Consider the following 22,788-nt stretch of genomic DNA (forward strand, 5'->3'; position numbering starts at 1 on the left):
CATGAACGAGATCAGCACCGTCAATTCACTGATGGCGGCCATCGCGGACACCGGACGCGATCGGCGCCGCGGCGGCTACACCCGCCCCGTCTACTCCACCCCCGAGCTGGAACTGCGTGAATGGTTCACCACCGAGGCCACCCGCCGTGGTCTCGCCGTCGAACGCGATCCCAACGGCATCATCTGGGCCTGGTGGGATCTGCCCGGCGCCGCATCCACCGAGGGGCGCCGCGGGGCCCTGGTCACCGGTTCGCATCTGGACTCGGTCCCCGGCGGCGGGGCCTTCGACGGCCCGCTCGGGGTCGCCTCGGCGCTGGCCGCCCATGACGTGTTGGCCGCCCGTGAAGCCGCGGGGGACCTGCAGCGCCACCGGGCCATGGCCATCGCCGTGTTCCCCGAGGAGGAGGGCTCCGCGTTCGGGGTCGCCTGCCTGGGGTCGCGGCTGCTCACCGGGGCGATCGAGCCGACGCGGGCGCTGAACCTGCGCGACGGATCCGGCACCACCTTCGCCGAGGCCTCGAAGGCCCAGGGGCTGGACCCCGCGGCCATGGGACGCGATGAGGCGGCACTGGCCCGGATCGGCGACTTCGTCGAATTGCACGTCGAGCAGGGGCTGGGGCTCAATGGTGAGGACCATGTCGATGCGGCCGGCCGCGGACCCGCGGTGGCCGTGGCCTCCTCGATCCTCGGACACGGCCGCTGGCGGTTCTCCGTGTCCGGGCAGGGAAACCATGCGGGAACCACCTTGATGACCGACCGGGCCGATCCGATGGTCGCTGCCGCCCAGATGGTGTTGGCCGTCCGGAAGACCGCAGCAGGCCAGACCGGGGCGCGGGCCACCGTCGGACGATTGGAACCACTCCCCGGCGGGACCAACGTCATCGCCTCCCGGATCGATTTCTGGATGGATGTGCGCCACCCCGACGATGCGGTCACCGCCATGCTGGTGGAGCGGATCCACGGCCAGGCACAGAAGATCGCCGCCTTCGAAGGCTGTTCGGTGACCATGACCGAGGAATCCTATTCGGGCACCGTGCATTTCGATGCCACCCTCACCCGGACCCTGCAGAACTCGGTGCGCCGCACCACTGCTGCGGCCCCCGCCCTGTCCACCGGTGCCGGGCACGACGCCGGGGTGCTGGCTGCCGAGGTCCCCACCGGGATGCTCTTCGTGCGCAACCCCTCGGGCATCAGCCATTCGCCCGAGGAGCACGTCGAGGACGAGGACGCCACCGCCGGCACCGTGGCCCTGGCCGACGCGCTGGAGGACCTGCTGTGAGCGGGGCCGCGGAAGACCTCGTGAAGGTGCCGGGCCCGGTGAACGCGCATTCGCATGCCTTCCACCGGATCCTGCGCGGGCGCACCCATGAGGGGGCGACCGGTGGGGCCGGGGACTTCTGGACCTGGCGCGAACGGATGTATGCCGCCGCCGACCAGCTGGATCCGGCCGGCTACGAACAGCTGGCCACCGCGGTGTTCGCCGAGATGGTGGTCAGCGGGTTCACCGCCGTCGGCGAATTCCATTACCTGCACCATGGCCCCGATGGCACCCCCTATCCCGACCATGACATGGAACGCGCTCTGGCCCGGGCCGCCCGGGCCGCGGGAATCCGACTGGTCCTGCTGGACACCTGCTATTTGTCCGGCGGACTCGATGCCGAGGGGGCCCCGGTGGAGCTCAATGCCACCCAACGACGCTTCTCCGACGGAGACGCCGCCGGGTGGGTGGGCCGCCATGCCGCCTTGCGGGCGGCCCTGGCCTCCGAGGAACCCGCCACCGGGGCCGACGGGGCGGGCCTGGTGACTCTGGGCGCGGCCCTCCACTCGGTACGGGCCGTCCCTCTCCAGGCCCTGCCGGTCATCGCGGCGGCCCTGGAACCGGGCGAGCCGCTGCATGTGCACCTCTCCGAGCAGCCCGCGGAGAACCAGGGGTGCCTGGCCGCCCACGGGGTGAGCCCCACCGCCCTGTTGGCCGGGCAGGGGCTGTTGGGTCCACGCCTGTCGGCGGTCCATGCCACCCACCTCACCGAGGCCGATATCGCCGCCCTGGGGGCCGCCGGCTGCTCGATCGTGATGTGCCCGACGACGGAGGCCGATCTGGCCGATGGCATCGGCCCGGCGCGGGCCCTGGTCGACGCCGGGGCGAACCTCGCCCTGGGCACCGACCAGCATGCGGTCATCGACCCGTATCTGGAGATGCGGGCCCTGGAATACGGTGAACGCCTCCGCAGCGGGATCCGCGGCCGCTTCGCCCCGGCGGAGCTGTCGGCGGCTTCGCGGGCCGGGGGGCTGCGCAGCCTGTCCCTGCCCGGCAACGACGACCACCTCCTGGTTGACGCCGGTAGTCTGCGCACCGCCGGTAGCCGGGTGGCCCAGCTGCCCTTGACGGCCACCGCCGCCGACGTCCACGCTGTGGTCATCAATGGCGTCGAGGTCGCCCGGGAGGGAATCCACACCCGGCTCGGCGATCCTGCCGCCTTGTTGAGGACCTTCATCTACGAGCATCGGGAGTTCGCATGAGTGCCACCTTGGTGACCAATGTCGGGGAATTGACCACGCTGGACCCTGACGCACGGGTATTGGCCGGTGCCGCCGTGGTCATGGACCGGGGGCGTATCGCCTGGATCGGGCATCCCCGCCAGGCCCCGGCGGTGGATACCGTGTACGACGCCGGGGGCCGGGCCGCGCTGCCGGGCTGGGTGGATTCCCATACCCACCTGATGTTCGCCGGGGACCGGGCCGCCGAATTCGAGGCCAGGATGGCCGGCGCCGACTACGCGGCCGGGGGGATCAGCGTCACCATGGAGGCGACCCGGACCGCCACCGATTACGAACTCACCCGACTGCTCATGGGCCGGGTGGCCGAGGCCGCCGCCGGGGGGACGACCTACCTGGAGACCAAGACCGGCTACGGCCTGGATGTCACCGAGGAAGCCCGCCACGCCCGGATCGCCTCCACGATCGTGGACCAGGTCACCTATCTGGGCGCCCATCTGGTCCCGCCGGGCGCCGACGCCGAACAATACACCGATCTGGTCTGCTCCGACATGCTCTCCGCCGTGCGCCCCTACGTGAAATGGGCGGATGTGTTCTGCGAACGCGGCGCCTTCACCGAAGACCAATCCCGCAGGGTCCTGGCCGCCTCCCGTGATGCGGGCCTGGGCCTGCGGGTCCACGGCAACCAGCTCGGTCCCGGGCCGGGGGTGCGGTTGGCCGTGGAATTCGGGGCCGCGAGCGTGGACCATGTGAACCACCTCGACGAGGCGGATGTCGACGCGCTCGCCGGATCCTGGTCCGGTTGGGATGCCGCGAGCGGAACGGGGGAATCCGGGACCGTGGCGACCTGCCTGCCCGCCTGCGACCTCTCGACCCGGCAGCCGCTGGCCGAGGGGCGCCGGCTGCTCGACGCCGGCGTCCAGATCGCCCTGGCCTCGAACTGCAACCCGGGGACCAGCTACACCAGTTCGATGGCCTTCTGCGTTTCCACGGCGGTGCTGCAGATGCGCCTGTCCCTGACCGAGGCCCTGCAGGCCGCGACGATGGGCGGGGCCCTGGCCCTGGGGGTGCAGGACCAGGTGGGCAGCATCGAGGTCGGCAAACGGGCGGATCTGCAGCTGCTCAACGCACCGTCGGCGGCCCATCTGGCCTACCGACCGGGCATGCCGTTGACCGGGGCCGTCTGGCGGGCCGGGCAGCGGGTGGATCGGACCGCCGTGGGGTCCGCGCCACTGGCCTAGTATTCACCTATGCGTAGCAAGAGCCTGTGGCCGGAAATCCTGATCGTCCTGGGGCTCTCGCTGGGGCAGTCCGCCCTCTACGCGATCGTTTCGCTGATCGACAAGCTCAGCCGCGGCCCGCTGGGATCACAGACGACCACGCTGAATAATTCGCTCAGCAACCGGCAGTACTTTGATCTGACCTACCAGCTGATGGACATCATGTTCGCCCTGGTTCCGGTCGCCCTGGTGTTCTACCTGTTCTATCTGGCCGGCAGGAACGGGTTCCGTGCGCTCGGATTCGATCTGCGCCGGCCCGGAAAGGATTCATGGCAGGGGGTGGGGCTCTTCGTGCTGATCGGGGTCGGCACCCTGGGGCTCTACGCCGTGGGCCGGACGCTGGGGGTGACCACGGCCCTCGTCCCCGAGGCGCTGGAACCATATTGGTGGACCATCCCGGTGCTGGTGCTCTCGGCCATCCGGCACGGGATCCTGGAGGAGACGATCATGATCGGGTACCTCTTCGACCGGTTGCGGCAGCTGGGCTGGGGGACCTGGCCGATCATCCTCACCAGCGCGGTGGTGCGGGGCAGCTACCACCTCTACCAGGGGTTCGGTCCGTTCCTGGGCAACGCCGTCATGGGGGTGATCTTCGGCTGGATCTACACCCGGACGGGCCGGGTCATGCCATTGGTCATCGCCCATGCGCTGCTGGATATCGCCGGTTTCGTGGGGTATTCGCTCATCGGTTCGGCGATCGGGTTGGGAACCTAGCCACCCCTGGACCTACAGCTTGTAGGCAAACGCCTACAGGGTGTAGGTTCAATGCATGAAACGTGCACCCCTTCACCAGGCAGCAGTGGTCCAGGCAGCCGCCGAACTGGCTGACCGGGATGGCTTCGAGGCCATCACGGTCTCGGCGTTGGCCCGGGAGGTGGGCGTCCGCCCGGCCAGCCTCTACTCGCATGTCAAGGATCTGGCAGCCCTGCTGGACGGGGTGCACGAACTCGTCCTCGGCGAGGTGGCCGAGGCGGTGGCCGCGGGGATCGCTGGGCGCTCCGGATACGAGGCGCTCGTGGGTCTGGGTGAAGCCCAGCGCGACTTCGCCGGGCAGCACCCCGGCCGGTGGGCCGTCCTGGCACGGCCCGCCACGCCGAAGACCGCACGCTCCGCGGGGGCCATCCGCCTCGTTGACCTCACCTTCTCGGTGCTCCGCGGCTACCGCCTGCCGGAGACCGAACTGGTGCACGCGACCCGATTCATGGGCGCCACGGTCAACGGGTTCCTGGCCCTGGAACGGGCCTCCTCCTTCGAGCACCGCGACGAGCAGACCCGGACGTCTTGGCATCGCGCCCTGGAAGCCCTCGACCGCGCCCTGGCTAGCTGGCCCACCACCACAGAGCAGGAGCACTGATGATCACGACCGACCTCACCACAGACCTCGTCCGGGGCGCCGCCGAACTCGAGCAGACCCCCGACGGGATGCGGATCCACCGGCTGCCGGCCTGGGTGCGCCGGCAATACCCTGAACAGACCCTCATGGACCGTGAATCCCAGCCCGCGGGCGTCCGCATTGTCGTGAGGACGACTGCGACCCGGATCAAGCTCGTCTCCCATTCGACGCACACCGCGTTCCGGGGGAGCGAAAGGCCCCGTGGCCGCATCGACGTCTTCGTCGACGGCAGCCTCCAGCTCGGCGACGAACTCACCGGCGGGGACGCCGTGGAAATCGACATGGCCGCCGGCTCGATGCACCACGTGGCCGGGCCCCACCACACAACCGTCGTGGAGGGCCTCGCGCCAACGGAGAAGACGCTCGAATTCCACCTCCCCCACAATGAATCCCTGGAGTTGATCAGCCTCTGCTCCGACAAGCCGCTCCACCCCGCGCCCCGGACCCGTCCGCTGTGGGTCCACCACGGCAGCTCCATCAGCCAGGGATCGAACGCGGCATCCCCCAGCGGGATCTGGCCCGCCGTGGCAGCCCGCCGGGGCGGGGTCGAACTGCACAACCTCGGCTTCGGGGGCAGCTGCTTCGTGGACCCCTTCATGGCGCGGGTGATCCGCGATGCGCCAGCGGACGTCATCAGCGTCAAACTCGGCATCAACATCGTGAACCTGGATGCCATGCGCGTGCGGACCCTGGTCCCGGCCATCCACGGATTCCTTGACACCATCCGCGAGGGGCATCCCACCACGCCGCTGGTGTTGATCTCCCCGATCTTCTGCCCGATTCACGAAAGCACGTCGGGCCCCGGCACGATCGTCCCGGAGAGCCTGGGGACCAGCCAGGTCAAGTTCAGCGCGACGGGGACCCCAGGGGATGAATCGGCGGGACGGCTGACCTTGGAGGTCATCCGCCGCGAGATGCGCTCCCTGGTCGAAGACCGGGCGGACGATGCGAACCTGTACTTCCTGGACGGACTCGAGCTGTATGGGGCCCCGGACGAGGCCGAGCTGCCGCTGCCGGACAACCTGCATCCGGATTCCGCAACGCATCAGCTGATCGGCGATCGCTTCGCCGATCGGGTCTTCGCCGCCGACGGACCCTTCGCGGCGGTGCCGCGGCACTGATCCGGGACGGCACAGAGCGAAAACGACGGCGGCCCGCGGGCCGCCGTCGTTCGGTGTTCCACCTCCGTGAGCGGATCAGAGGGTGATGGTCCCCGAGGGGGTCTCGAAGGTCACCGTCATGATTCCCGGGGTGCCATTGGGGGCCTCCCACTGGACTTCGACATCGCCCAACGGCGACTCCGAGGGGGTGCCCAGCCATTCGCGGACCCGTTCGACCGAACCGGCGATCGCGATCCCGGAGATATGCCCCTGCGGATCCAATGCCCGGGAGGGGTGCAGGTCCTCGGTGCCGGTATCCCAGCGCAGCATGTAGGGCACCTGCGGGTCGGCGATCAGGCCCTTGATGCCGATCTGCTGCCACGTCAGTTCTTGGCCGTCGGGGAACTTGCGGTTGCCCGGGACCGATGACCGGCCCAGACGTTCCTCGAACGGGGCCAGGTCGTCAACGGCGACGCACCAACCCATCCATCCGCCACCCATCTCCGATCGGGCCCGGACGGCCTGGCCGAACGGCGCCTTGTCCGAGGACGGGTGGTCCAGGACCTCCACGACCTCCAGGTACTGGGTGTTCTTCAACGGGAAAATGACGTTCCTGGTCCCGAAGCGGGGATGAATGCCTCCCTTGACGGACTCGATCCCCAGAGTCTTGCCGACACGGGCGGCCGTCGCGGCCAACCCGTCTGGTCCACATGCGTACGAAACGTGATCCAACCTCATCATGGCTTCATGATCGCACTTTGTGAGGTGCGTCTCGACTTAGGGTGCCCTAAATCACCATGGTTCGTATTTTCCTCGACCCGTTTCCCGGGCCTCCATCGCGGCCGTCAGGAGGGGGACCGGACGGGGGAGGGGGAGGAATGTTGCGCCCTGCGGTCATATTGACGCCGCGTTGTTGCGGCGGCCGCCCCGATCCACAACACTGGAGGCAGGTCATGAGTGCCAGCGCGAAACCCCGGTTTGCTGGCCGGCAACCCTCCACTCGCGGTGGGGTGCCCCGGGTGAAGACCTGGTTCGCCTCCACAAGGAGAACGGACAAGCGCGGGTCACCTCCCGGCGTTCCCTTCCGGGACCGCCGTGGAACAGGGGCCCCTGAGTCGTAGAAGGGGACAGAAATGTCTGCATCATGGTCTTTTGAAACCCGCCAGGTCCACGCCGGACAGGCACCGGATCCCACCACCGGGGCCCGGGCGCCGCCGATCTACCAGACGACGTCGTATGTCTTCCCCAGCGCCGAGAGTGCCGCAGCACGCTTCGCGCTGAAGGAACTCGAGCCGATCTACACCCGCATCGGCAACCCGACGCAGGAAGCCGTCGAAACCCGGATCGCCGACCTCGAAGGCGGGGTCGGGGCCCTGCTGCTGGCCTCGGGCCAGGCGGCGACCACGCTTTCGATCCTCAACCTCGCGGGAGCCGGGGACCATATCGTGGCCAGCCCGAGCCTCTACGGGGGAACGCAGAACCTGTTCAAGCACACGTTGAAGCGCCTCGGCATCGAGGTCACCTTCGTGGAGGATCCCGACCACCTGGATTCCTGGCGGGCCGCGGTGAAACCGAACACCAAGGCATTCTTCGGTGAGGTCATCTCCAATCCGCGCCAGGACGTCCTGGATATCGAGGGCGTCAGCACGGTGGCCCACGAAGCCGGGGTCCCGCTCATCGTGGACAACACCCTGGGCACCCCGTACCTGGTCCGCCCCATCGAATTCGGTGCCGACATCGTGGTGCACTCGGCCACGAAGTACCTGGGCGGGCACGGAACCTCCGTCGCCGGGGCCATCGTTGATTCGGGCAACTTCGACTTCGCGGCCGACCCGGAACGCTTCCCGGAATTCAATACCCCCGACGAGTCCTACAACGGGCTGGTCTTCGCCCGCGATCTGGGGGTCGACGGCGCCCTGGGGGCGAACCTGGCGTTCATCCTCAAGGCGCGCGTCCAGTTGTTGCGCGATCTGGGTTCGGCGGTCTCCCCGTTCAACGCCTTCCTGATCGCCCAGGGCCTGGAAACCCTGAGCCTGCGCATGGAACGCCATGTGGCCAACGCGCAGAAGGTCGCCGAATGGCTCGAGGCCCACGCCCAGGTCGACTCCGTCGCCTTCGCCGGCCTGCCCTCCAGCCCCTGGTACGAACTCGGCCGCAAATACGCCCCGCGGGGCGTCGGCGCGGTCCTGGCCTTCGAGATCTCCGGCGGCGAACCGGCCGGCCGGGCCTTCGTCGACGGCCTCGAACTGCACTCCAACGTCGCCAACATCGGCGATGTGCGCTCGCTGGTGATCCACCCGGCCTCCACCACGCACTCCCAGCTCTCCGACGCCGAACGCGCCGCGGCCGGGGTGGGAGCCGGACTGGTGCGCCTGTCGGTGGGCATCGAGCACATCGACGACATCATCGCCGACCTCGAGGTCGGTTTCGCCGCCGCGGCCGCCGCCGGGGACGAAGCCGCAGAGGCCGCCCCGGAAGTCCAGGCCGTCCGGTGAGCCAGGGCGTCGGCGACGTGAGGGAACGACGTCAGGCCCCCGGGGCGCCGTTGATCCGTGACGGCATCCTCAAATGCGTGCCCATCGGCGGCTACCGCTTCGAGACCGGCGGCTGGCTGCCCGAGGTGATGATCGGCTACGAGACCTGGGGGACCCTGGACGCCCGGGCCTCCAATGCGGTGCTGTTGCTGCACGCCCTGACGGGGGATACCCATGTCTCCCGGGGGCACAGCCAGGAAGAAGGCTGGTGGGAAGGACTCGTGGGTCCGGGAAAGACGATCGATACCGACAGGTTCTTCGTCGTGGCCCCGAACATGGTCGGCGGCTGCTATGGCTCCAGCGGGCCCTCCAGCCTCGACCCCGACGGGCAGGCCTGGGGCTCCCGGTTCCCGTTCACCACGGTGCGGGATTCGGTGCGCACCGAGGCCCGGTTGGCCGACTACCTGGGCATTTCACGCTGGCACTCCGTCCTGGGCGGTTCCCTCGGTGGAGCGCGAGCGTTGGAATGGGCGGTGGAATACCCCGAACGCGTGGCCCGGTGCGCCGTCATTGCGGCCACCGCGGTCGCCTCCGCCGAACAGATCGCCTTCGGGCAGATCCAGACGCAGGCCATCCGGCTGGATCCGGACTTCTCCGGTGGCGACTTCTACGGAGCGGCGCCCTCGGCCGGCGCCCTCGACGCCGTCGGCACCGTGGCCCGGGGCAGTGGCACCGGCCCCCTCGCGGGGCTGGGGATCGCCCGCCGGCTGGCCCACATCACCTACCGTTCCGAGCCGGAACTGGAGATCCGTTTCGGGCACGAGGGCCAGGCCGAGGAGGACCCCTTCGGCAGCCCCGGCTTCGACCGGGGCCGGTACCAGGTCGAAAGCTATCTGGACCACCAGGCCGGCAAGCTGGTGACCCGCTTCGACGCGAACTCCTACATCGTGCTCACCGAGGCACTGGTGGGGCATGACGTCGGACGGGGACGGGGCGGGGTCGAGGCCGCCCTGGCCCGGACCGGCGGGGTGGAATTCCTCATCGCCGCCGTCGACAGCGACCGGCTCTACGGCCCGCAGCAGTCCGAGCGCCTGGCCGCTGCCCTGCCGGAGACACCGCAGGTCCAGTACATCCATTCACCGATCGGCCACGATGGCTTCCTGACCGACATCGAACAGTTGAACCAGGTCCTTCGTTCGGGGTTCTACGCCTGAGGGCCCCGCCCCGGGAACCTAGTCCGCGTCGTTGCGCGGATCCCCGGCACCCACGCTGTGGGGGGTCCCGCCCGGGGAAAAGGGCATGGCCTGCGGGCGTTTGGCCGTGATTCCGTCACCGCTGGACTGGTGCCGAAGCCGCCGCAGCACCCAGGGCGCCAGATGCGTGCGCGCCCAGACCAGGTCCTCACGCCGGGCCACCCTCCAGGGCTTGGGCTCCGAGGGGCTCGGCTCCAAGGCCGTGAGCTCGTGTTCGACGTTGAGGGCATCCAGGGCCATCATCGCAATGGTGTGGTGGCCCAGCGGTGAGAAGTGCAGCCGGTCCGGGGCCCACATCCGGGGTTCGTGGAGCTGGCGCATCGCCCACATATCGGCGACGACCGCGTCATGGCGGGCGCCGATGGCCCGCAAGTTCTCGTTGTAGATGGCCACCCGGCCGCGCATCGAGCCCAGGACCGGGGTTTCACCGATATCGGGGCCGTTGAACAGCAGGACCGTGGCCCCGGTGGCCGAGAGCTCGCCGATGAACCGGTCCATGGTCACCGCCAGGGCATCGGGATCCCCACCGGGGCGCAGCACGTCGTTGCCCCCGGCGCAAATGGTGATCAGGCCCGGGCGGAGTTCCAGGGCGGGTTCCAGCTGCTCCTCATGGATCTGGTCCAGCAGCCGGCCGCGGATCGCCAGGTTGGCATAGGCGAAGTCCTCCGCCTGCCGGCTGAGCTGCTCGGCGACACGGTCGGCCCAGCCACGGTGTCCGCCGGGGCTCTGCGGATCCGGATCCCCGATGCCCTCGGTGAAGGAGTCGCCGAGGGAGACCATGCGGCGCCAGGGGTGGCGGATCGCGTCGCCGGGGGACGTGGACGAGGGGTCGGACTGGTCCGGTGCGGAGGAAGCATCATTGTTACTCACGGGTACATCATTTCACCGGGCGCCCGGGTTTACCACCCCGGGACACGACCGGCAGGCACGCCGGAAGCGATGCCGCGTCCTGTGGCCGGGCGCGCCGGCGTGATTCAATGGCCGCATGACTGAGACTTTGCCCCAGCCCGTCGTTGCCTGGTCCCGCCCCGAATCCGAGCGGGAGGGCACCCCCCCTGCTGGTCCTGTTCCATGGCTACCTTTCCCATGAGAAGGACCTGATCGGCCTGGCCCCGATGCTGCCGGAGGAATTCACCCTGGCCTCGGTGCGTGCCCCCTACGCCATGGGCCCGGGCTACACCTGGTTCCCGCTGATGGAGGACCTGGACTACTCGCTGGAGAAGGTCGTGGAGTCGGTGCAGCAGGTGTGGGCCTGGCTGGAGGAGGTGAAGGAACAGCACGCATCGGTGACGCTCCTGGGCTTCTCCATGGGGATGGCCGTGGCGACCTCGGTCCTGCGCCACCGACCGGAGGAGATCGACGCCGTCGTCGGACTGTCGGGATTCGCGATCCAGGCCGCCGGACACGAATTCTTCAACGACCAGGCCACGAAGGCGGCCCGGACGCCGATGTTCTGGGGACGCGGACAAGCCGACCCGGTGATCACCGAGGAGAAGATCGATTTCACCCTGGACTGGGCCGGGGAACACACCGACCTGACCAAGATGCTCTATGCCGGAATGGGCCACAGCGTATCGGAACCGGAAATGAAGCATGTGGGCGAGTTCCTGCGCCACCACGTGCTGGACTAGGACCCGGCGGAGTCGCGCCTACTCGGAGGTGACGATCACCGACTCGTCGGCCAGGGCGATCACATCGTCGATCTTCAACTGCCGGCCCCGGCGGGTCTCGATCTCACCGTTGACCTGAACCATCCCGTTTTCGATGAGCTCCTTGGCATGGAAACCGTCCTCGGCCAGGCTCGCCAGCTTCAGTAGCTGCCCCAAACGGATCGAATCGTCGCGGATGCTGATGGGCCGGGGCTGTTCTGCTGTCATGAGACCATCTTGCGTCACGAGCAGGTCCGGCCGCCACCGCGGCGATAGCATGTCCAACGATGACCCCAGTGATTGCTCCGCGGGCGAAGGCCCGGCACCTTCCGTTATGGGCCGGTCTGGTCCTGGCCATCATCGGGGGACTGATGATGCCCATCCAGGGCCGGATCAACGGCGGGCTCGCTGAACGGATGGGGGACCCGAACGCCGCGGCGGCCATCAGCTTCGCCGGCGGGACCGTGGTCATGATGCTGGCCTCGGTCCTGCTGCCGCGGGGGCGGGCCGGACTGGTGGCCATGCGCCGGGCCGTGGCCGGACGAGAATTCCCACGCTGGTACCTGCTGGCGGGGATCAGCGGCGGCTACATCGTCTTCGGACAGAGCCACGCGGTGCCCCTGATCGGCGTCGCACTGTTCACCGTGGCCATCGTGACCGGACAGACCATGAGCGGGCTGATGGTCGACCGGGTCGGATTCGGCCCCGGGGGCAAACGCTTCATCACCGCCCGGCGGATGGCCGGGGCCGTACTGATGATCATCGCCGTACTGTGGGCGGTATCGCCCCGGCTGGAATCCTCCGCCGACGGGCTCTCCTGGCTGGTGCCGGTGCTCCTGCCGTTCACCGCAGGGCTGTTCATGGGGTTCCAGCAGGCCATGAACGGGACCCAGACCGCCGCCTACGGCACCCCCATCACCGCCACCCTGGTCAATTTCCTCGTCGGGGGAACCGCCCTGTTCATCCTGTGGGGCCTCAGCTCCCTCGGGGGTGAACACCAGCTGTCCTTCCCCGCCGAATGGTGGCTCTACACCGGAGGGGTCTTCGGCTGCGTGTTCATCGCCATCGGCGCCCTGCTGGTCAAATCCCTGGGCGTGCTGATCTCCGGATTATGCATGATCGCCGGACAACTCGTCGGCTCGCTGGCCATCGACCTGATCCTGCCGGCCCCGGGCACCGTCATCGCCGTGGCGACGTTGCTGGGCACCCTGCTGACCCTGGCCGCCGTCGTCCTGGCCAGCGTCCCGGCCGGACGGCTGGCCCGGCCCACGCGGGGGCGCCGGTAGGTGAAATTGCCTGCGGACACGGCGATCACGTTAGGCTTGGCCGATATTGTTACCCCGCTACGGACCGCAACCAGCGGCCTCGTAAACCATTGGAGTTGAATTCATGGCGCCCCAGTCCCCGCTCGATCAGGTCATCTCCCTCGCCAAACGGCGCGGCTTCGTCTTCCAGGCCGGTGAGATCTACGGTGGATCCCGCTCCGCCTGGGACTACGGCCCGCTGGGGACCGAACTGAAGGAAAACATCAAGCGCGAGTGGTGGCAGTCCTTCGTGCGCGGCCGCGACGACATGGTCGGCCTGGACTCCTCGGTCATCCTGCCCAAGGCGGTCTGGGAGGCCTCGGGGCATGTGGCGACCTTCACCGACCCGCTGGTCGAGTGCACCAGCTGCCATCGACGCCACCGCGAAGACCACCTCATCGAGGCCTTCACCGCCAAGAAGAAGCGCGACCCGGTCGATGGCATGTCGGAGATCGCCTGCCCGGATTGCGGGAACAAGGGCGGCTGGACCGAACCGCAGCTCTTCTCCGGCCTGGTCAAGACCTACCTCGGCCCGGTGGACAACGAAGCCGGGCTGACCTTCCTGCGCCCCGAAACCGCCCAGGGCATCTTCGTGAACTTCAACAACGTGCTCACCACCTCGCGCAAGAAGCCCCCGTTCGGCATCGGCCAGATCGGTAAGGCCTTCCGCAACGAGATCACCCCGGGCAACTTCATCTTCCGCACCCGCGAATTCGAGCAGATGGAGATCGAGTTCTTCACCGCCCCCGAAGACGCCGGGCACTGGTACCGGGAATGGATCGACGCCTGCTGGGCCTGGTTCCTGGATCTGGGCATCAACCCGGAGAACATGCGCCAGTACGACGTTCCCGACGGGGAACGCGCCCACTACTCGGCGGGTACCGTCGATTTCGAGTACCGCTTCGGTTTCAAGGGCTCCGAATGGGGCGAGCTGATGGGGGTGGCCAACCGGACCGATTACGACCTGGGGGCCCACACCGCAGGCTCGGGCACCGAACTGAGCTACTTCGACCAGGCCACCGGCGAGCGGTTCACCCCCTACGTCATCGAGCCCTCCTTCGGCTTGACCCGCGCGATGATGGCATTCCTGGTGGATGCCTACACCGAGGACGAGGCCCCGAACTCCAAGGGTGGCGTCGATAAGCGCACCGTGCTCAAGCTGGACCCGCGGCTGGCCCCGGTGAAGGCCGCGGTGCTGCCGTTGAGCCGCAACGAGGAACTCACCCCCAAAGCCAAGGAACTGGCCGCCGAGCTGCGCAAGCACTGGAACGTGGACTTCGACGATTCCGGGGCCATCGGCCGCCGCTACCGTCGCCAGGATGAGATCGGCACCCCGTTCTGCATCACCGTGGACTTCGACACGCTCGAGGACCACGCGGTGACCATCCGTGAACGCGACACCATGAACCAGGAACGAGTGGCCCTGGACCAGGTGAAGTCCTACCTGGCCACGCGTCTACTCGGCGCCTGAGCCCCCACGGGCCGGCCACCCCACGGTGGCCGGCCCGCAGTCGTTTCACCACCTCCAACTCGCATCAGGAGCATCATGAGCAACCTCACCTACCGGCCGTGGCAAGAAGGCGACGACCTGGCCCTCCTGGAGATCCTCGGGGATCCATCCACACCACAGGCCCATATCGACCGCACGATGCTCCGTGCCGATGGTGATGACCCGTGGGCCCGCACGCTCGTCGCCGTCGACGAGGGCGTCCCGGTCGGCGCCGGCACGCTGTTCGAGTCCTCGCTGCACCCCGACCGGCTGTGGTTCTTCGTGGAGGTCGCCCCGGGCCTGCGCCGCCAGGGGGTCGCCACCGAACTGCTGCGGCGGCTGCGCGAATTCCCGGCCCCGTCGGGGGTCACCGCACTGAAGTCCAGGTACACGGTCGAAGGCGCCGAAGGTGAAGCAGCGGCCGCCTTCACGGTCTCCCTCGGCCAGGAACAGATCCAGAGGTCCCGCGGGGTCGTCGTGGAACCGGACTCCTTGCGCCTGCCGGTCTTCGAGGACGAAGGACTGACCCTGGAGGAGGCCGCCACCGGGTCGGTGGAGCTCTCCCAGGTGGTCGCGGACTTCTACAACGCGGTCCACGAGTGGGACCGGGCGCAGATGACCCTGGGCCGTGCCCAGACCATGCTGCTCAACGAGGCCACCGGGGCCAAGGGCGCCATCGTGCTGCGCGACAAGCCCAAGGAATCCGGCGGCAAGATCCTCTCCTTCGCGATCAGCTACGAGCCCGACCGCGTCGACGCCCCGGCCGATGTGCTCATGGGCTGGGACCCCTCCCTTTCCGACTCCGAGGCCCGTGAGGCGGTCCGCGGTCTGCTGGCCATGCTGGCCCACCAGTACCCGGTCAAGCTCGAAGTCGACGACGCCATGGCCCCGCTCGCGGATCTGACCGATGAACTGATCACCGCCGGATCGGCGACCGTGGTGACCACGACGATCATCGTCGCCAACTAATGCACCCAGGCCGCCGGGGAGGGCCCTTCCCGGCGGCGGCATTCGGAGGATCGGCCCGTTCTTGACACAATGGGGTCGTGAGCGTGATTACCCCCGATACCCCGACCCCGCCCCAACTGATGCTGCCCCCGCTGCAACTGGGCCATCTCACGGTGGACACCCCCGTCGTCCTGGCCCCGATGGCCGGCATCACCAATGCCGCCTTCCGGCGCCTGTGCCGGGAGTACGGCGGCGGGTTGTTCGTCTCCGAGATGGTGACCTCCCGCGCGCTGGTCGAACGCAATGAACAGTCGTTGCGGATCATCTCCCACGATGACGACGAAGGCATCCGCTCGGTCCAACTCTACGGGGTGGACCCGGCCACCGTCGGCGCCGCGGTGCGGCTGATCGTCGAGGAGGACCGCGCGGACCACATCGACCTGAACTTCGGCTGCCCGGTCCCCAAGGTCACCCGGCGCGGTGGGGGAGCGGCCCTGCCGTGGAAGACGGATCTGTTCACCTCCATCATCCAAGCCGCCACCCGCGAAGCAGCCCGCGGGGACGTCCCGCTGACCATCAAGATGCGCAAGGGCATCGACGAGGACCACCTGACGTTCATCGAGGCCGGGAAAATCGCCCGTGATGCCGGCGTCGCCGCCGTGGCCCTGCACGGGCGCACGGCGGGCCAGCATTATTCCGGGAAGGCCGACTGGGACGCGATCGCCGAACTGCGCAACGCCCTGCCCGATATCCCCGTGCTAGGCAACGGGGACATCTGGAGCGCGGAGGACGCCGTCGCCGTGGTCGAGCAGACCGGGGTCGACGGCATCGTCGTGGGCCGTGGCTGCCAGGGCCGGCCCTGGCTCTTCGGGGACCTTCAGGCCGCCTTCGAGGGATCCGATCGCCGGTTCCGTCCCGGGCTGGCCGAGGTGGCCACCAGCTTCCAACGCCACGCCGAACTGCTGGTCGAGTACTTCGAGGACGAGGGCAAGGCGCTTCGGGACATCCGCAAACACGTGGCCTGGTACTTCAAGGGCTACGCGGTCGGCGGGGACCTGCGGGCGGCCCTGGCCGCCGTGGAGACGTTGGACTCGCTGGCCGAGTTGCTCGCTGAACTCGATGCCGACGTGCCCTACCCCGGGGGCGGCGCCGAAGGCCCCCGCGGCCGGGCGGGATCGCCGAAACGCACGCATCTGCCCGACGGGTGGCTGGACAGCAGGTCCATGGACGAGGAGCACCGTGCGATGATCTCCGCCGCCGAACTGGACGTGTCAGGTGGTTGAGCGGCAGACCCGCCGCAGCCCGGCCGGCTACACGCCCTTCGACGAGGAACGCTGGGTCGGCGAACCGGAGAAGCTCGCTTACCGCACCAGCTTCGAACGCGACCGGGCCCGCGTCCTGCACTCCTCGGCACTGCGCCGGCTGGGGGCCAAGACCCAGGTCGTGGCCCCCATGTCCGATGATTTCGTGCGCACCCGGCTCACGCATTCGCTCGAAGTCGCCCAGGTCGGCCGCGAACTCGGGGCCACCCTGGGCTGCGACCCCGACGTCGTGGACACCGCCTGCCTTTCCCACGACCTGGGGCATCCGCCCTTCGGCCACAACGGCGAGAAGGCCCTGAACCAACTGGCCGCCGGCATCGGCGGATTCGAAGGCAACGCCCAGACCCTGCGGCTGTTGACCCGGTTGGAAACCAAGAAGTTCCGTGATGACGGCGAACCCGCAGGTCTGAACCTGACCCGTGCCACCCTCGACGCCGCCTGCAAATATCCGTGGCGGCGGAGCGAGGCCCCCATCGTCAACGGCCGGCAGACCGGAAAATTCGGTGTCTACGAAGATGACCTGCCCGTCTTCGACTGGCTGCGCTCGGGGCACGACGGCGGTGCCACCGTGTCCCCGGAGCCGCGGCAGAAATGCGTGGAGGCCCAGGTCATGGATCTGGCCGACGACATCTCCTATTCGGTCCACGATGTGGAGGACGCGATCGTGGCCGGCCGTTTCCAGTTGCGGTGGATCCGTGATGCGGACCAGCGGGCGCGGGTCATCGACTGCACCCAACGCTGGTATCTGCCCGAGGTCGATACCGCGACCATCGACGGCGCCCTGGCCCGGCTGGAGGCCACCGGTGAATGGGTCGAGCACTACGACCAGTCCCGCAAGGGCGCAGCCGCATTGAAGGACATGACCAGCCAGTTCATCGGCAGGTTCTGCCAGTCGGCCTTCGACGCCACCCGGGCGGTCTATGGGCCGACCCGGCTGACCCGGTTCAACGGCCACCTCATCATCCCCGAGGAAACCGATCACGAGATCGCCGCGATGAAGGGGCTCGCCGCCGCCTACGTGATGACCAGCCAGGAACGCCAGCCCATCTACCAGCGCCAGCTCGAGGTGCTGGGTGAACTGGTCGGGTTGCTGGAGGACACCGGGGACCGTTATCTCGAACCGCTCTTCGCCGAGGACTGGGCCAGCGCCACCGACGATGCCGGCCGGCTGCGGGCGGTCATCGACCAGGTCGCGAGCCTGACGGACTCCTCCGCCAAGGAATGGCACGCCACCCTGGTGCAGGGCCATTCCTTCAGCCTCGAGCTCTTCTAGACCTCCTTCAGCCAGCCCGAGACCGGTCCGCCCTGGACCAGACGTTCCAGGGGGACGTCCAGGCCCTGCTTCTTGAGCTTCATGACCAACTGGATGAACCGCACCGAGTCCAGACCCAGATCGGCCAGATCGGAGTCGGCAGTGATCTCCGCGGCGGGAATGCCCAGCAGGGCTGCGGACTCGCGGATCACGGTCTGCAGCTTCCACTGGCCGCCGAGGTGCTGCATCGTCGTCACGACGCCGCAGCGTGCCGAAACCCATTCCAACGCCCGGGCGTGGTCCTCGGCGGTGAAATCCGCTACGGCATCGGCGACGATGAAGGACTGGACATCTGACATGAATCCCTCCAGGGCCGTGGCCAAGCAGCCGATGAAGGCATAGACCCCGGTGATGACCAACTGGTCGCGCCCTTCCGCGCGCAGGCGTTCCAGCAGATCGGTGCGCTGGAAAGCGCTGTAGCGCCATTTGCGCATTACTTCGGAAGCGTCCGCGGGAGTCAGGGACCCCACGATCCCGGTATCCGCGGTGCGAGGGCCGTAGCCCCAGAAATCGGTCAGAAGGGCACGTTCGTCGGGATCCTGGTCGCCGGGCTGGGCACTGTAAACCACCGGAATACCCAGTAGGCGTGCCTGGGCGATGAGCTCGGCGATGTTCCCCAGAACGGTGTCCATCGGTTCGGCGTCAGCAGCATACTTATCCACGAAGTGGTTCTGCATGTCGTGAACGAGGAGGATGCTGCGCTCCGGGCAGGAGATCCAATCGCCTACCCGGTTCACCCCGTCCCAGCGCGGCAAGTCGTAGCGAAGCGCCTCGGGGATTTCGAGGTTCGTCGTGTCCATGGTGTTGGTGCTCATGCGTTGGTGCTCCTTTGCTCGCGCAGCAGTGTCCGCAGGCGAACCCGGCTGATTTTTCCTACCCCGGTGACGGGGAACTGTTCGGTGGTCTCGATCCGATCGGGAACCTTCATGACATCGACGCCGCAGTCCCGCAGATGGGAGGCGATCGACTTCCGGTCCACTCCGGAATTCGCGCTGGTGCCCGCACGTGCCGGGACGATGATGGCGACACTGCGTTCGCCGAGGTATTCATCGGGCTCGGCCACGACGACGGCATCGTCGATGGCGGGATGGGCCAGCAGGATGTCCTCGACCTCCTCGGCGGAGATCTTTTCCCCGCCGCGGTTGATCTGGTCCTTGGACCGCCCTTCGACGATGAGGGAGCCGTCGGCGCGCTGTCGCACGATGTCACCCGTGCGGTAGAAACCGTCCTCGGTGAACGCCTGGCGGTTGGCCTCCGGTGACCGGAAGTACCCGCGGATCGTATAGGGGCCCCGGGTCAGCAGGTGGCCGCGGTGCCCAGAGGCGACCGGGCGGTCCTGCTCGTCGACGATCCGGATCTCGTCGGCAGCGCTCATGGGCCGGCCCTGCGTGCCGATGACCGTGTCGGCATCGTCGTCGGGCCGGGTATAGCAGACCAGTCCCTCGGCCATGCCGAAGACCTGTTGCAAAGTCCCGGGGACCAGCTCCATGAGCCGTCGGGCCAGTTCGGGGACCAGCTTGGCGCCACCGACCTGCAGGAGCCGCAGGCTCGAGAGCTGTCCGATGGCGTCAGGTTCCAGCTCGGCATGGTTGACCCACAGATGCGCCAGCGGCGGAACGAGCGGGACCACCGTCACCCGGTGGAGGGCCACGAGATCAAATACGGCCCCGGGAAGTTGGTCTTCGGTCAGGACCACGGTGCCGCCGGCCAGCAGCACGCCCAGGAAGCCGGGGGAGCTCATCGGGAAATTGTGCACGGCCGGGATCACCGATAGGAAGACGTCCTGGGGCGTCAGTCCACACACCACGTTGCTCCGGCGGATTGAATACAGATAGTCGTCGTGGGTGCGGGGAATGAGTTTGGGCAGACCCGTGGTTCCCCCGGAGAGCTGCAGGAAGGCGATGTCGTCCGTCCCCGAGACGCGGTAGGTCTGCTCGAGCTCCCGGCCGGTGATCGAGGCGCTGCGGAGTTGCTCCGCGGTCATGACCCACCTGGCTGAAGCGACCTGTTCGACCACGTCGGCGGCGACCCGGGCAGCGTCGTAGTCCGCGGTCATGTCGCCAACGATGAGGGCAACGGCCTTCGCCCGGTCGGCGACGGCCGTGAGCTCGCGTTCACGACTGCTGCCCAGACAGTAAACGGGAATGGCTCCGATGCGCATCAGGGCCAGGGCGCAGACGACGAGTTCGATTCGGTTCGGGAGTTGGAGGATGACCCGGTCCCGATCGGTGAGCCCCCGGTGGGAGAACACCGCAGCCAGTCGGCTGATCCGGGCGCCGAGCTCGGCATAGCTGAGCTGTCCGTGGTCATCCACCACTGCAGGGTGATCCGGGGTGGCTCGAATCGCGGCCTCCGCGATGCGATCCAGCCGTTCTCCGGTCCAGTACCCGTCACGGCGGTAGGCCGCTGCTGCTTCGGCTGGCCAGGGCCGGCCACCGGCGGCCAGCAGGGGGGTCGCTGAGTTCATGGTCTGTGGGTTCATCGATTGCCGCCTTCCCCGAGCCCCAGCGCCGCGAGGACGGTGCGCAACTTGGCCCCGGTCTCCGCGGCCTCCGATCGGGGATCGGAGCCGGCGACGATGCCGGCTCCCGCCGAAATGAGGGCCGTGGGGCCGTCGACCAGGGCCCCACGGATGGCGACCACCCACACCCCGTTTCCCGCGCGGTCCTGCCAGCCGACGGCGCCGGTGAAGTAGCCGCGGCTAGCTTCAAAGCGTCGCAGAAGGGCGCGGGCCTCGGAGGTCGGCGTGCCGCATACGGCAGGGGTGGGGTGCAGGGTGCGGGCCAGGGCGGCGGCCGATGGCCGGTGACCCGAGGTCCCGGGGGCAGAGAGGTCCCCACGGATCCAGGTGCCGAGATGGAGCATGGAATCCGTCGTGGTGGTGTCCTGGGCCTCGACACGTACATTGGAGCAATTCGGGGCCAGACCGGAAGTGACGGCGTCGACGACCAGTCCGTGTTCACGGGCATCCTTGCTCGAGGTGCGCAGGTCTGCGGCGCGTTTCCGGTCTTCGTTGTCCTCGCCACTCCGCGGGCGGGATCCGGCCAGGGGGTGGGAGCTGACGGAGGAGCCGTCTCGTTCGAGCAAGAGTTCGGGACTCAGGCCCACGAAGGAGCGCCCGTGTTCAAGCGGGATGTGGTAGCCGAAACCATTTTCGGAGGAGGACAGGAGCCGCTCCAGGAGCCCATGGGGGTCGATCGGGCCATCGGCGGCCACCAGCTTGGAACGGGCCAGGACGACTTTTTCGAGCTGTCCGTCACCAATCAACCGCAGAGCTTCTTCGACGCGGCGTTCGTATCCGGCCACGTCCGGGATCTCAACGAGGGACTGGATGCGGGGAGTCCGGCTGTCCGGGGCCACATCGCCGGTGGCGCCGGAGTATGCCTCATTGGCACCGCAGATGAAGACGGCGGGCTCGGTGGCGTCAAAGGGCAGGCAGCCGATGACGACATCGGCATCGGGTTGCGTCTCGAAGGCCCGGGCGATCGCGTCCTCGAAATCGGGAGAAGGGACCAGATTCAGGGCTCCGCTGACCTGTCCGGTGAACCCGGGGGAGACAAATCGGGCGGTCCGGACAGCGGTGACCGTGCCGCGCCCCGATGGGGCGGCGGCGTGTTCGTTCCGGGGTGGTGCCACGCGGAGGGTGTCGGTGGTCGTACTCATCATTGACTTCCTAGGTGTACTCGGCCGGGAGGTTGGTGACGGTCCCGGGCTCTTGACGTAGCGAAGACCTCCGGGTGCGGTGGGTGATGTCTAAGTCGCCAACCGTCCGGAGGTCTTCATGTCCCACCGTAATGCCCGGCTGAACTTGCGTGGCCGGCAATTGCTCGTAGAGCGGGTCTGTGTCCAGGGGTGGGCAGTCGCGCATGCTGCGCGAGCCCAGGGTGTGTCTCGTCAGTGCGCGCACCGATGGATCAATCGGTTCCGTAGTGAGGGTTCTGCGGGCCTTCTCGATCGGTCCTCGCGCCCGCACCACAGTCCACGCCAGACCTCGGTCGAGGTTGAGGAAAGAATCGTGGCGCTGCGCCACGAGCAACGATACGGCCAGGACTGGATCGGCGCTGACCTCAACATCCCAGCTCGCACAGTCTCGCGGGTGCTGCGCCGCCACGCGGTCCCCTATCTACGCGAGTGTGACCCGTTGACCGGTGAGGTGATCCGGGCCTCGAAGACCACAGCGGTGCGCTACGAACGCGACCGGCCCGGTGAGCTGGTCCATGTCGATGTGAAGAAGATCGGCAAGATCCCTGACGGCGGTGGGTGGAAAGCCCATGGCCGCCAGATGGGGTCAACCGCGGCGAAGAAGAAGGCCCGGATCGGCTATGACTACGTGCACTCGATGGTCGACGACCACTCCCGGTTGGCGTACTCCGAGATCCTCGGTGACGAAAAGGGCACCACCTGTGCGGGGTTCTTGCGACGTGCAGCGGTGTTCTTTGATGTCCATGGCATCGCCCAGATCGAGCGGGTGATCACCGACAACCACTGGTCGTACCGCCGCTCAGAAGACTTCGCTACCGCCATCAGCGATCTGGGCGCGAAGCACAAGTTCATCAAACCGCACTGCCCATGGCAGAACGGCAAGGTCGAGCGGTTCAACCGAACCCTGGCCACCGAATGGGCCTACCGCCAGATGTTCACCACCAACGCCGACCGTAGCGCTGCCCTTGCCCCATGGCTCGAGGTCTACAACACTGTCCGACGCCACACCGCACTCGGAGGCAAACCCCCGACCAGCCGCCTGTCACCAACCTGATGGCCGAGTACA

The 22,788-nt window shown here is 68.1% G+C and carries 21 protein-coding genes and 1 riboswitch; of the genes, 15 read left to right on the top strand and 6 right to left on the bottom strand.

Features of this window, described 5'->3' with window-relative positions; translation table 11 throughout:
• The first annotated feature begins 1 nt into the window (after position 1).
• From ACT3UE_RS02495 to ACT3UE_RS02520, 6 genes are read left to right on the top strand one after another with little or no spacing between them, the layout of a single operon-like run.
• On the top strand, positions 2-1,279 hold the full coding sequence (locus tag ACT3UE_RS02495) for an allantoate amidohydrolase (RefSeq protein WP_444561616.1): 1,278 nt from the start codon (positions 2-4) through the stop codon (positions 1,277-1,279).
• Positions 1,276-2,520, top strand: coding sequence for a formimidoylglutamate deiminase (locus tag ACT3UE_RS02500; RefSeq protein WP_444555259.1), 1,245 nt, complete (start codon positions 1,276-1,278; stop codon positions 2,518-2,520). Before ACT3UE_RS02495 ends, ACT3UE_RS02500 begins: the two co-directional genes overlap by 4 nt.
• On the top strand, positions 2,517-3,737 hold the full coding sequence (hutI, locus tag ACT3UE_RS02505; RefSeq protein WP_444561615.1) for an imidazolonepropionase: 1,221 nt from the start codon (positions 2,517-2,519) through the stop codon (positions 3,735-3,737). The genes ACT3UE_RS02500 and hutI overlap by 4 nt, the downstream gene beginning before the upstream one ends.
• Positions 3,738-3,746: 9 nt before the next feature.
• Positions 3,747-4,490 (top strand): CPBP family intramembrane glutamic endopeptidase, encoded by a 744-nt coding sequence (locus ACT3UE_RS02510; RefSeq protein WP_444555261.1) that lies wholly within the window; start codon positions 3,747-3,749, stop codon positions 4,488-4,490.
• A gap of 55 nt (positions 4,491-4,545) precedes the next feature.
• Positions 4,546-5,130 (top strand): TetR/AcrR family transcriptional regulator, encoded by a 585-nt coding sequence (locus ACT3UE_RS02515; RefSeq protein WP_444555262.1) that lies wholly within the window; start codon positions 4,546-4,548, stop codon positions 5,128-5,130.
• A complete protein-coding gene (locus ACT3UE_RS02520; protein WP_444561614.1) occupies positions 5,130-6,290 on the top strand; it encodes a GDSL-type esterase/lipase family protein in 1,161 nt (386 codons plus the stop codon). Before ACT3UE_RS02515 ends, ACT3UE_RS02520 begins: the two co-directional genes overlap by 1 nt.
• Positions 6,291-6,365: 75 nt before the next feature.
• Here the strand turns inward: ACT3UE_RS02520 and ACT3UE_RS02525 are convergent, their stop codons facing one another.
• Positions 6,366-7,010 carry a VOC family protein gene (locus tag ACT3UE_RS02525; protein WP_444555264.1) on the bottom strand — a complete coding sequence of 215 codons (645 nt, stop codon included), beginning with the start codon at positions 7,008-7,010 and terminating at the stop codon, positions 6,366-6,368.
• Between the two features lie 208 nt (positions 7,011-7,218).
• Positions 7,219-7,335, top strand: a riboswitch (SAM riboswitch).
• A gap of 67 nt (positions 7,336-7,402) precedes the next feature.
• Here ACT3UE_RS02525 and ACT3UE_RS02530 point away from each other — a divergent pair.
• Complete coding sequence (locus ACT3UE_RS02530; RefSeq protein ID WP_444566231.1) at positions 7,403-8,764, top strand: bifunctional o-acetylhomoserine/o-acetylserine sulfhydrylase; 1,362 nt, start codon at positions 7,403-7,405, stop codon at positions 8,762-8,764.
• A 17-nt stretch (positions 8,765-8,781) separates the two neighbouring features.
• A complete protein-coding gene (gene metX / locus ACT3UE_RS02535) occupies positions 8,782-9,957 on the top strand; it encodes a homoserine O-acetyltransferase MetX (RefSeq protein WP_444555266.1) in 1,176 nt (391 codons plus the stop codon).
• 18 nt (positions 9,958-9,975) lie between these two features.
• On the opposite strand, the gene ACT3UE_RS02540 is transcribed toward metX, so the two are convergent.
• Positions 9,976-10,866 carry an SGNH/GDSL hydrolase family protein gene (locus tag ACT3UE_RS02540; RefSeq protein ID WP_444566232.1) on the bottom strand — a complete coding sequence of 297 codons (891 nt, stop codon included), beginning with the start codon at positions 10,864-10,866 and terminating at the stop codon, positions 9,976-9,978.
• 143 nt (positions 10,867-11,009) lie between these two features.
• Here ACT3UE_RS02540 and ACT3UE_RS02545 point away from each other — a divergent pair, with 143 nt between their 5' ends.
• Positions 11,010-11,627, top strand: a complete 618-nt coding sequence (locus ACT3UE_RS02545) for an alpha/beta hydrolase (protein WP_444566233.1) — start codon at positions 11,010-11,012, stop codon at positions 11,625-11,627.
• A gap of 18 nt (positions 11,628-11,645) precedes the next feature.
• On the opposite strand, the gene ACT3UE_RS02550 is transcribed toward ACT3UE_RS02545, so the two are convergent.
• Entirely contained in the window at positions 11,646-11,873 is a 228-nt protein-coding gene (locus ACT3UE_RS02550; RefSeq protein ID WP_444555768.1) for an RNA-binding S4 domain-containing protein, read from the bottom strand.
• A gap of 59 nt (positions 11,874-11,932) precedes the next feature.
• Here ACT3UE_RS02550 and ACT3UE_RS02555 point away from each other — a divergent pair, with 59 nt between their 5' ends.
• The 5 genes from ACT3UE_RS02555 to ACT3UE_RS02575 all read left to right on the top strand — a co-directional run bounded on the left by ACT3UE_RS02555 (position 11,933) and on the right by ACT3UE_RS02575 (position 17,981).
• Positions 11,933-12,931, top strand: a complete 999-nt coding sequence (locus tag ACT3UE_RS02555) for a DMT family transporter (protein WP_444561612.1) — start codon at positions 11,933-11,935, stop codon at positions 12,929-12,931.
• A 103-nt stretch (positions 12,932-13,034) separates the two neighbouring features.
• A complete protein-coding gene (locus ACT3UE_RS02560) occupies positions 13,035-14,420 on the top strand; it encodes a glycine--tRNA ligase (RefSeq protein ID WP_444555717.1) in 1,386 nt (461 codons plus the stop codon).
• A gap of 75 nt (positions 14,421-14,495) precedes the next feature.
• A complete protein-coding gene (locus ACT3UE_RS02565; protein ID WP_444555716.1) occupies positions 14,496-15,407 on the top strand; it encodes a GNAT family N-acetyltransferase in 912 nt (303 codons plus the stop codon).
• A gap of 119 nt (positions 15,408-15,526) precedes the next feature.
• The gene (dusB, locus tag ACT3UE_RS02570; protein WP_444561665.1) at positions 15,527-16,669 is read left to right on the top strand and encodes a tRNA dihydrouridine synthase DusB; all 1,143 of its coding nucleotides are present in this window, start codon (positions 15,527-15,529) and stop codon (positions 16,667-16,669) included.
• On the top strand, positions 16,662-17,981 hold the full coding sequence (locus tag ACT3UE_RS02575) for a deoxyguanosinetriphosphate triphosphohydrolase (RefSeq protein WP_444555715.1): 1,320 nt from the start codon (positions 16,662-16,664) through the stop codon (positions 17,979-17,981). Before dusB ends, ACT3UE_RS02575 begins: the two co-directional genes overlap by 8 nt.
• On the opposite strand, the gene ACT3UE_RS02580 is transcribed toward ACT3UE_RS02575, so the two are convergent.
• Genes ACT3UE_RS02580 through ACT3UE_RS02590 form a run of 3 tightly spaced genes read right to left on the bottom strand, consistent with a single transcriptional unit; the run spans position 17,978 to position 21,683 of the window.
• Positions 17,978-18,835, bottom strand: coding sequence for an isochorismatase family protein (locus ACT3UE_RS02580; RefSeq protein WP_444561611.1), 858 nt, complete (start codon positions 18,833-18,835; stop codon positions 17,978-17,980). The two genes, ACT3UE_RS02575 and ACT3UE_RS02580, sit on opposite strands and share 4 nt — an antisense overlap.
• On the bottom strand, positions 18,832-20,502 hold the full coding sequence (locus ACT3UE_RS02585; RefSeq protein ID WP_444555714.1) for a (2,3-dihydroxybenzoyl)adenylate synthase: 1,671 nt from the start codon (positions 20,500-20,502) through the stop codon (positions 18,832-18,834). The genes ACT3UE_RS02580 and ACT3UE_RS02585 overlap by 4 nt, the downstream gene beginning before the upstream one ends.
• Positions 20,499-21,683, bottom strand: coding sequence for an isochorismate synthase (locus tag ACT3UE_RS02590; protein ID WP_444555713.1), 1,185 nt, complete (start codon positions 21,681-21,683; stop codon positions 20,499-20,501). The genes ACT3UE_RS02585 and ACT3UE_RS02590 overlap by 4 nt, the downstream gene beginning before the upstream one ends.
• Before the next feature lie 118 nt (positions 21,684-21,801).
• On the opposite strand from ACT3UE_RS02590, the gene ACT3UE_RS02595 reads away from it, so the two are divergent.
• Positions 21,802-22,776, top strand: a complete 975-nt coding sequence (locus ACT3UE_RS02595; RefSeq protein ID WP_444566234.1) for an IS481 family transposase — start codon at positions 21,802-21,804, stop codon at positions 22,774-22,776.
• Positions 22,777-22,788: the final 12 nt, after the last annotated feature.

It is taken from the genome of Arthrobacter sp. 179 (genome assembly GCF_052379645.1).
Taxonomy (GTDB): domain Bacteria; phylum Actinomycetota; class Actinomycetes; order Actinomycetales; family Micrococcaceae; genus Arthrobacter_H.

Excerpts from the sequence above, each read along its gene's own strand:
- ACT3UE_RS02555 (WP_444561612.1), top strand. The coding sequence starts at position 11,933 with ATGACCCCAGTGATTGCTCCGCGGGCGAAGGCCCGGCACCTTCCGTTA.
- ACT3UE_RS02565 (WP_444555716.1), top strand. The coding sequence starts at position 14,496 with ATGAGCAACCTCACCTACCGGCCGTGGCAAGAAGGCGACGACCTGGCC.
- ACT3UE_RS02580 (WP_444561611.1), bottom strand. The coding sequence starts at position 18,835 with ATGAGCACCAACACCATGGACACGACGAACCTCGAAATCCCCGAGGCG.
- ACT3UE_RS02520 (WP_444561614.1), top strand. The coding sequence starts at position 5,130 with ATGATCACGACCGACCTCACCACAGACCTCGTCCGGGGCGCCGCCGAA.
- ACT3UE_RS02585 (WP_444555714.1), bottom strand. The coding sequence starts at position 20,502 with ATGAACCCACAGACCATGAACTCAGCGACCCCCCTGCTGGCCGCCGGT.
- ACT3UE_RS02510 (WP_444555261.1), top strand. The coding sequence starts at position 3,747 with ATGCGTAGCAAGAGCCTGTGGCCGGAAATCCTGATCGTCCTGGGGCTC.
- ACT3UE_RS02550 (WP_444555768.1), bottom strand. The coding sequence starts at position 11,873 with ATGACAGCAGAACAGCCCCGGCCCATCAGCATCCGCGACGATTCGATC.
- hutI (WP_444561615.1), top strand. The coding sequence starts at position 2,517 with ATGAGTGCCACCTTGGTGACCAATGTCGGGGAATTGACCACGCTGGAC.
- ACT3UE_RS02530 (WP_444566231.1), top strand. The coding sequence starts at position 7,403 with ATGTCTGCATCATGGTCTTTTGAAACCCGCCAGGTCCACGCCGGACAG.
- ACT3UE_RS02590 (WP_444555713.1), bottom strand. The coding sequence starts at position 21,683 with ATGAGTACGACCACCGACACCCTCCGCGTGGCACCACCCCGGAACGAA.
- ACT3UE_RS02560 (WP_444555717.1), top strand. The coding sequence starts at position 13,035 with ATGGCGCCCCAGTCCCCGCTCGATCAGGTCATCTCCCTCGCCAAACGG.
- ACT3UE_RS02495 (WP_444561616.1), top strand. The coding sequence starts at position 2 with ATGAACGAGATCAGCACCGTCAATTCACTGATGGCGGCCATCGCGGAC.
- ACT3UE_RS02525 (WP_444555264.1), bottom strand. The coding sequence starts at position 7,010 with ATGATGAGGTTGGATCACGTTTCGTACGCATGTGGACCAGACGGGTTG.
- ACT3UE_RS02595 (WP_444566234.1), top strand. The coding sequence starts at position 21,802 with ATGTCCCACCGTAATGCCCGGCTGAACTTGCGTGGCCGGCAATTGCTC.
- dusB (WP_444561665.1), top strand. The coding sequence starts at position 15,527 with ATGCTGCCCCCGCTGCAACTGGGCCATCTCACGGTGGACACCCCCGTC.
- ACT3UE_RS02515 (WP_444555262.1), top strand. The coding sequence starts at position 4,546 with ATGAAACGTGCACCCCTTCACCAGGCAGCAGTGGTCCAGGCAGCCGCC.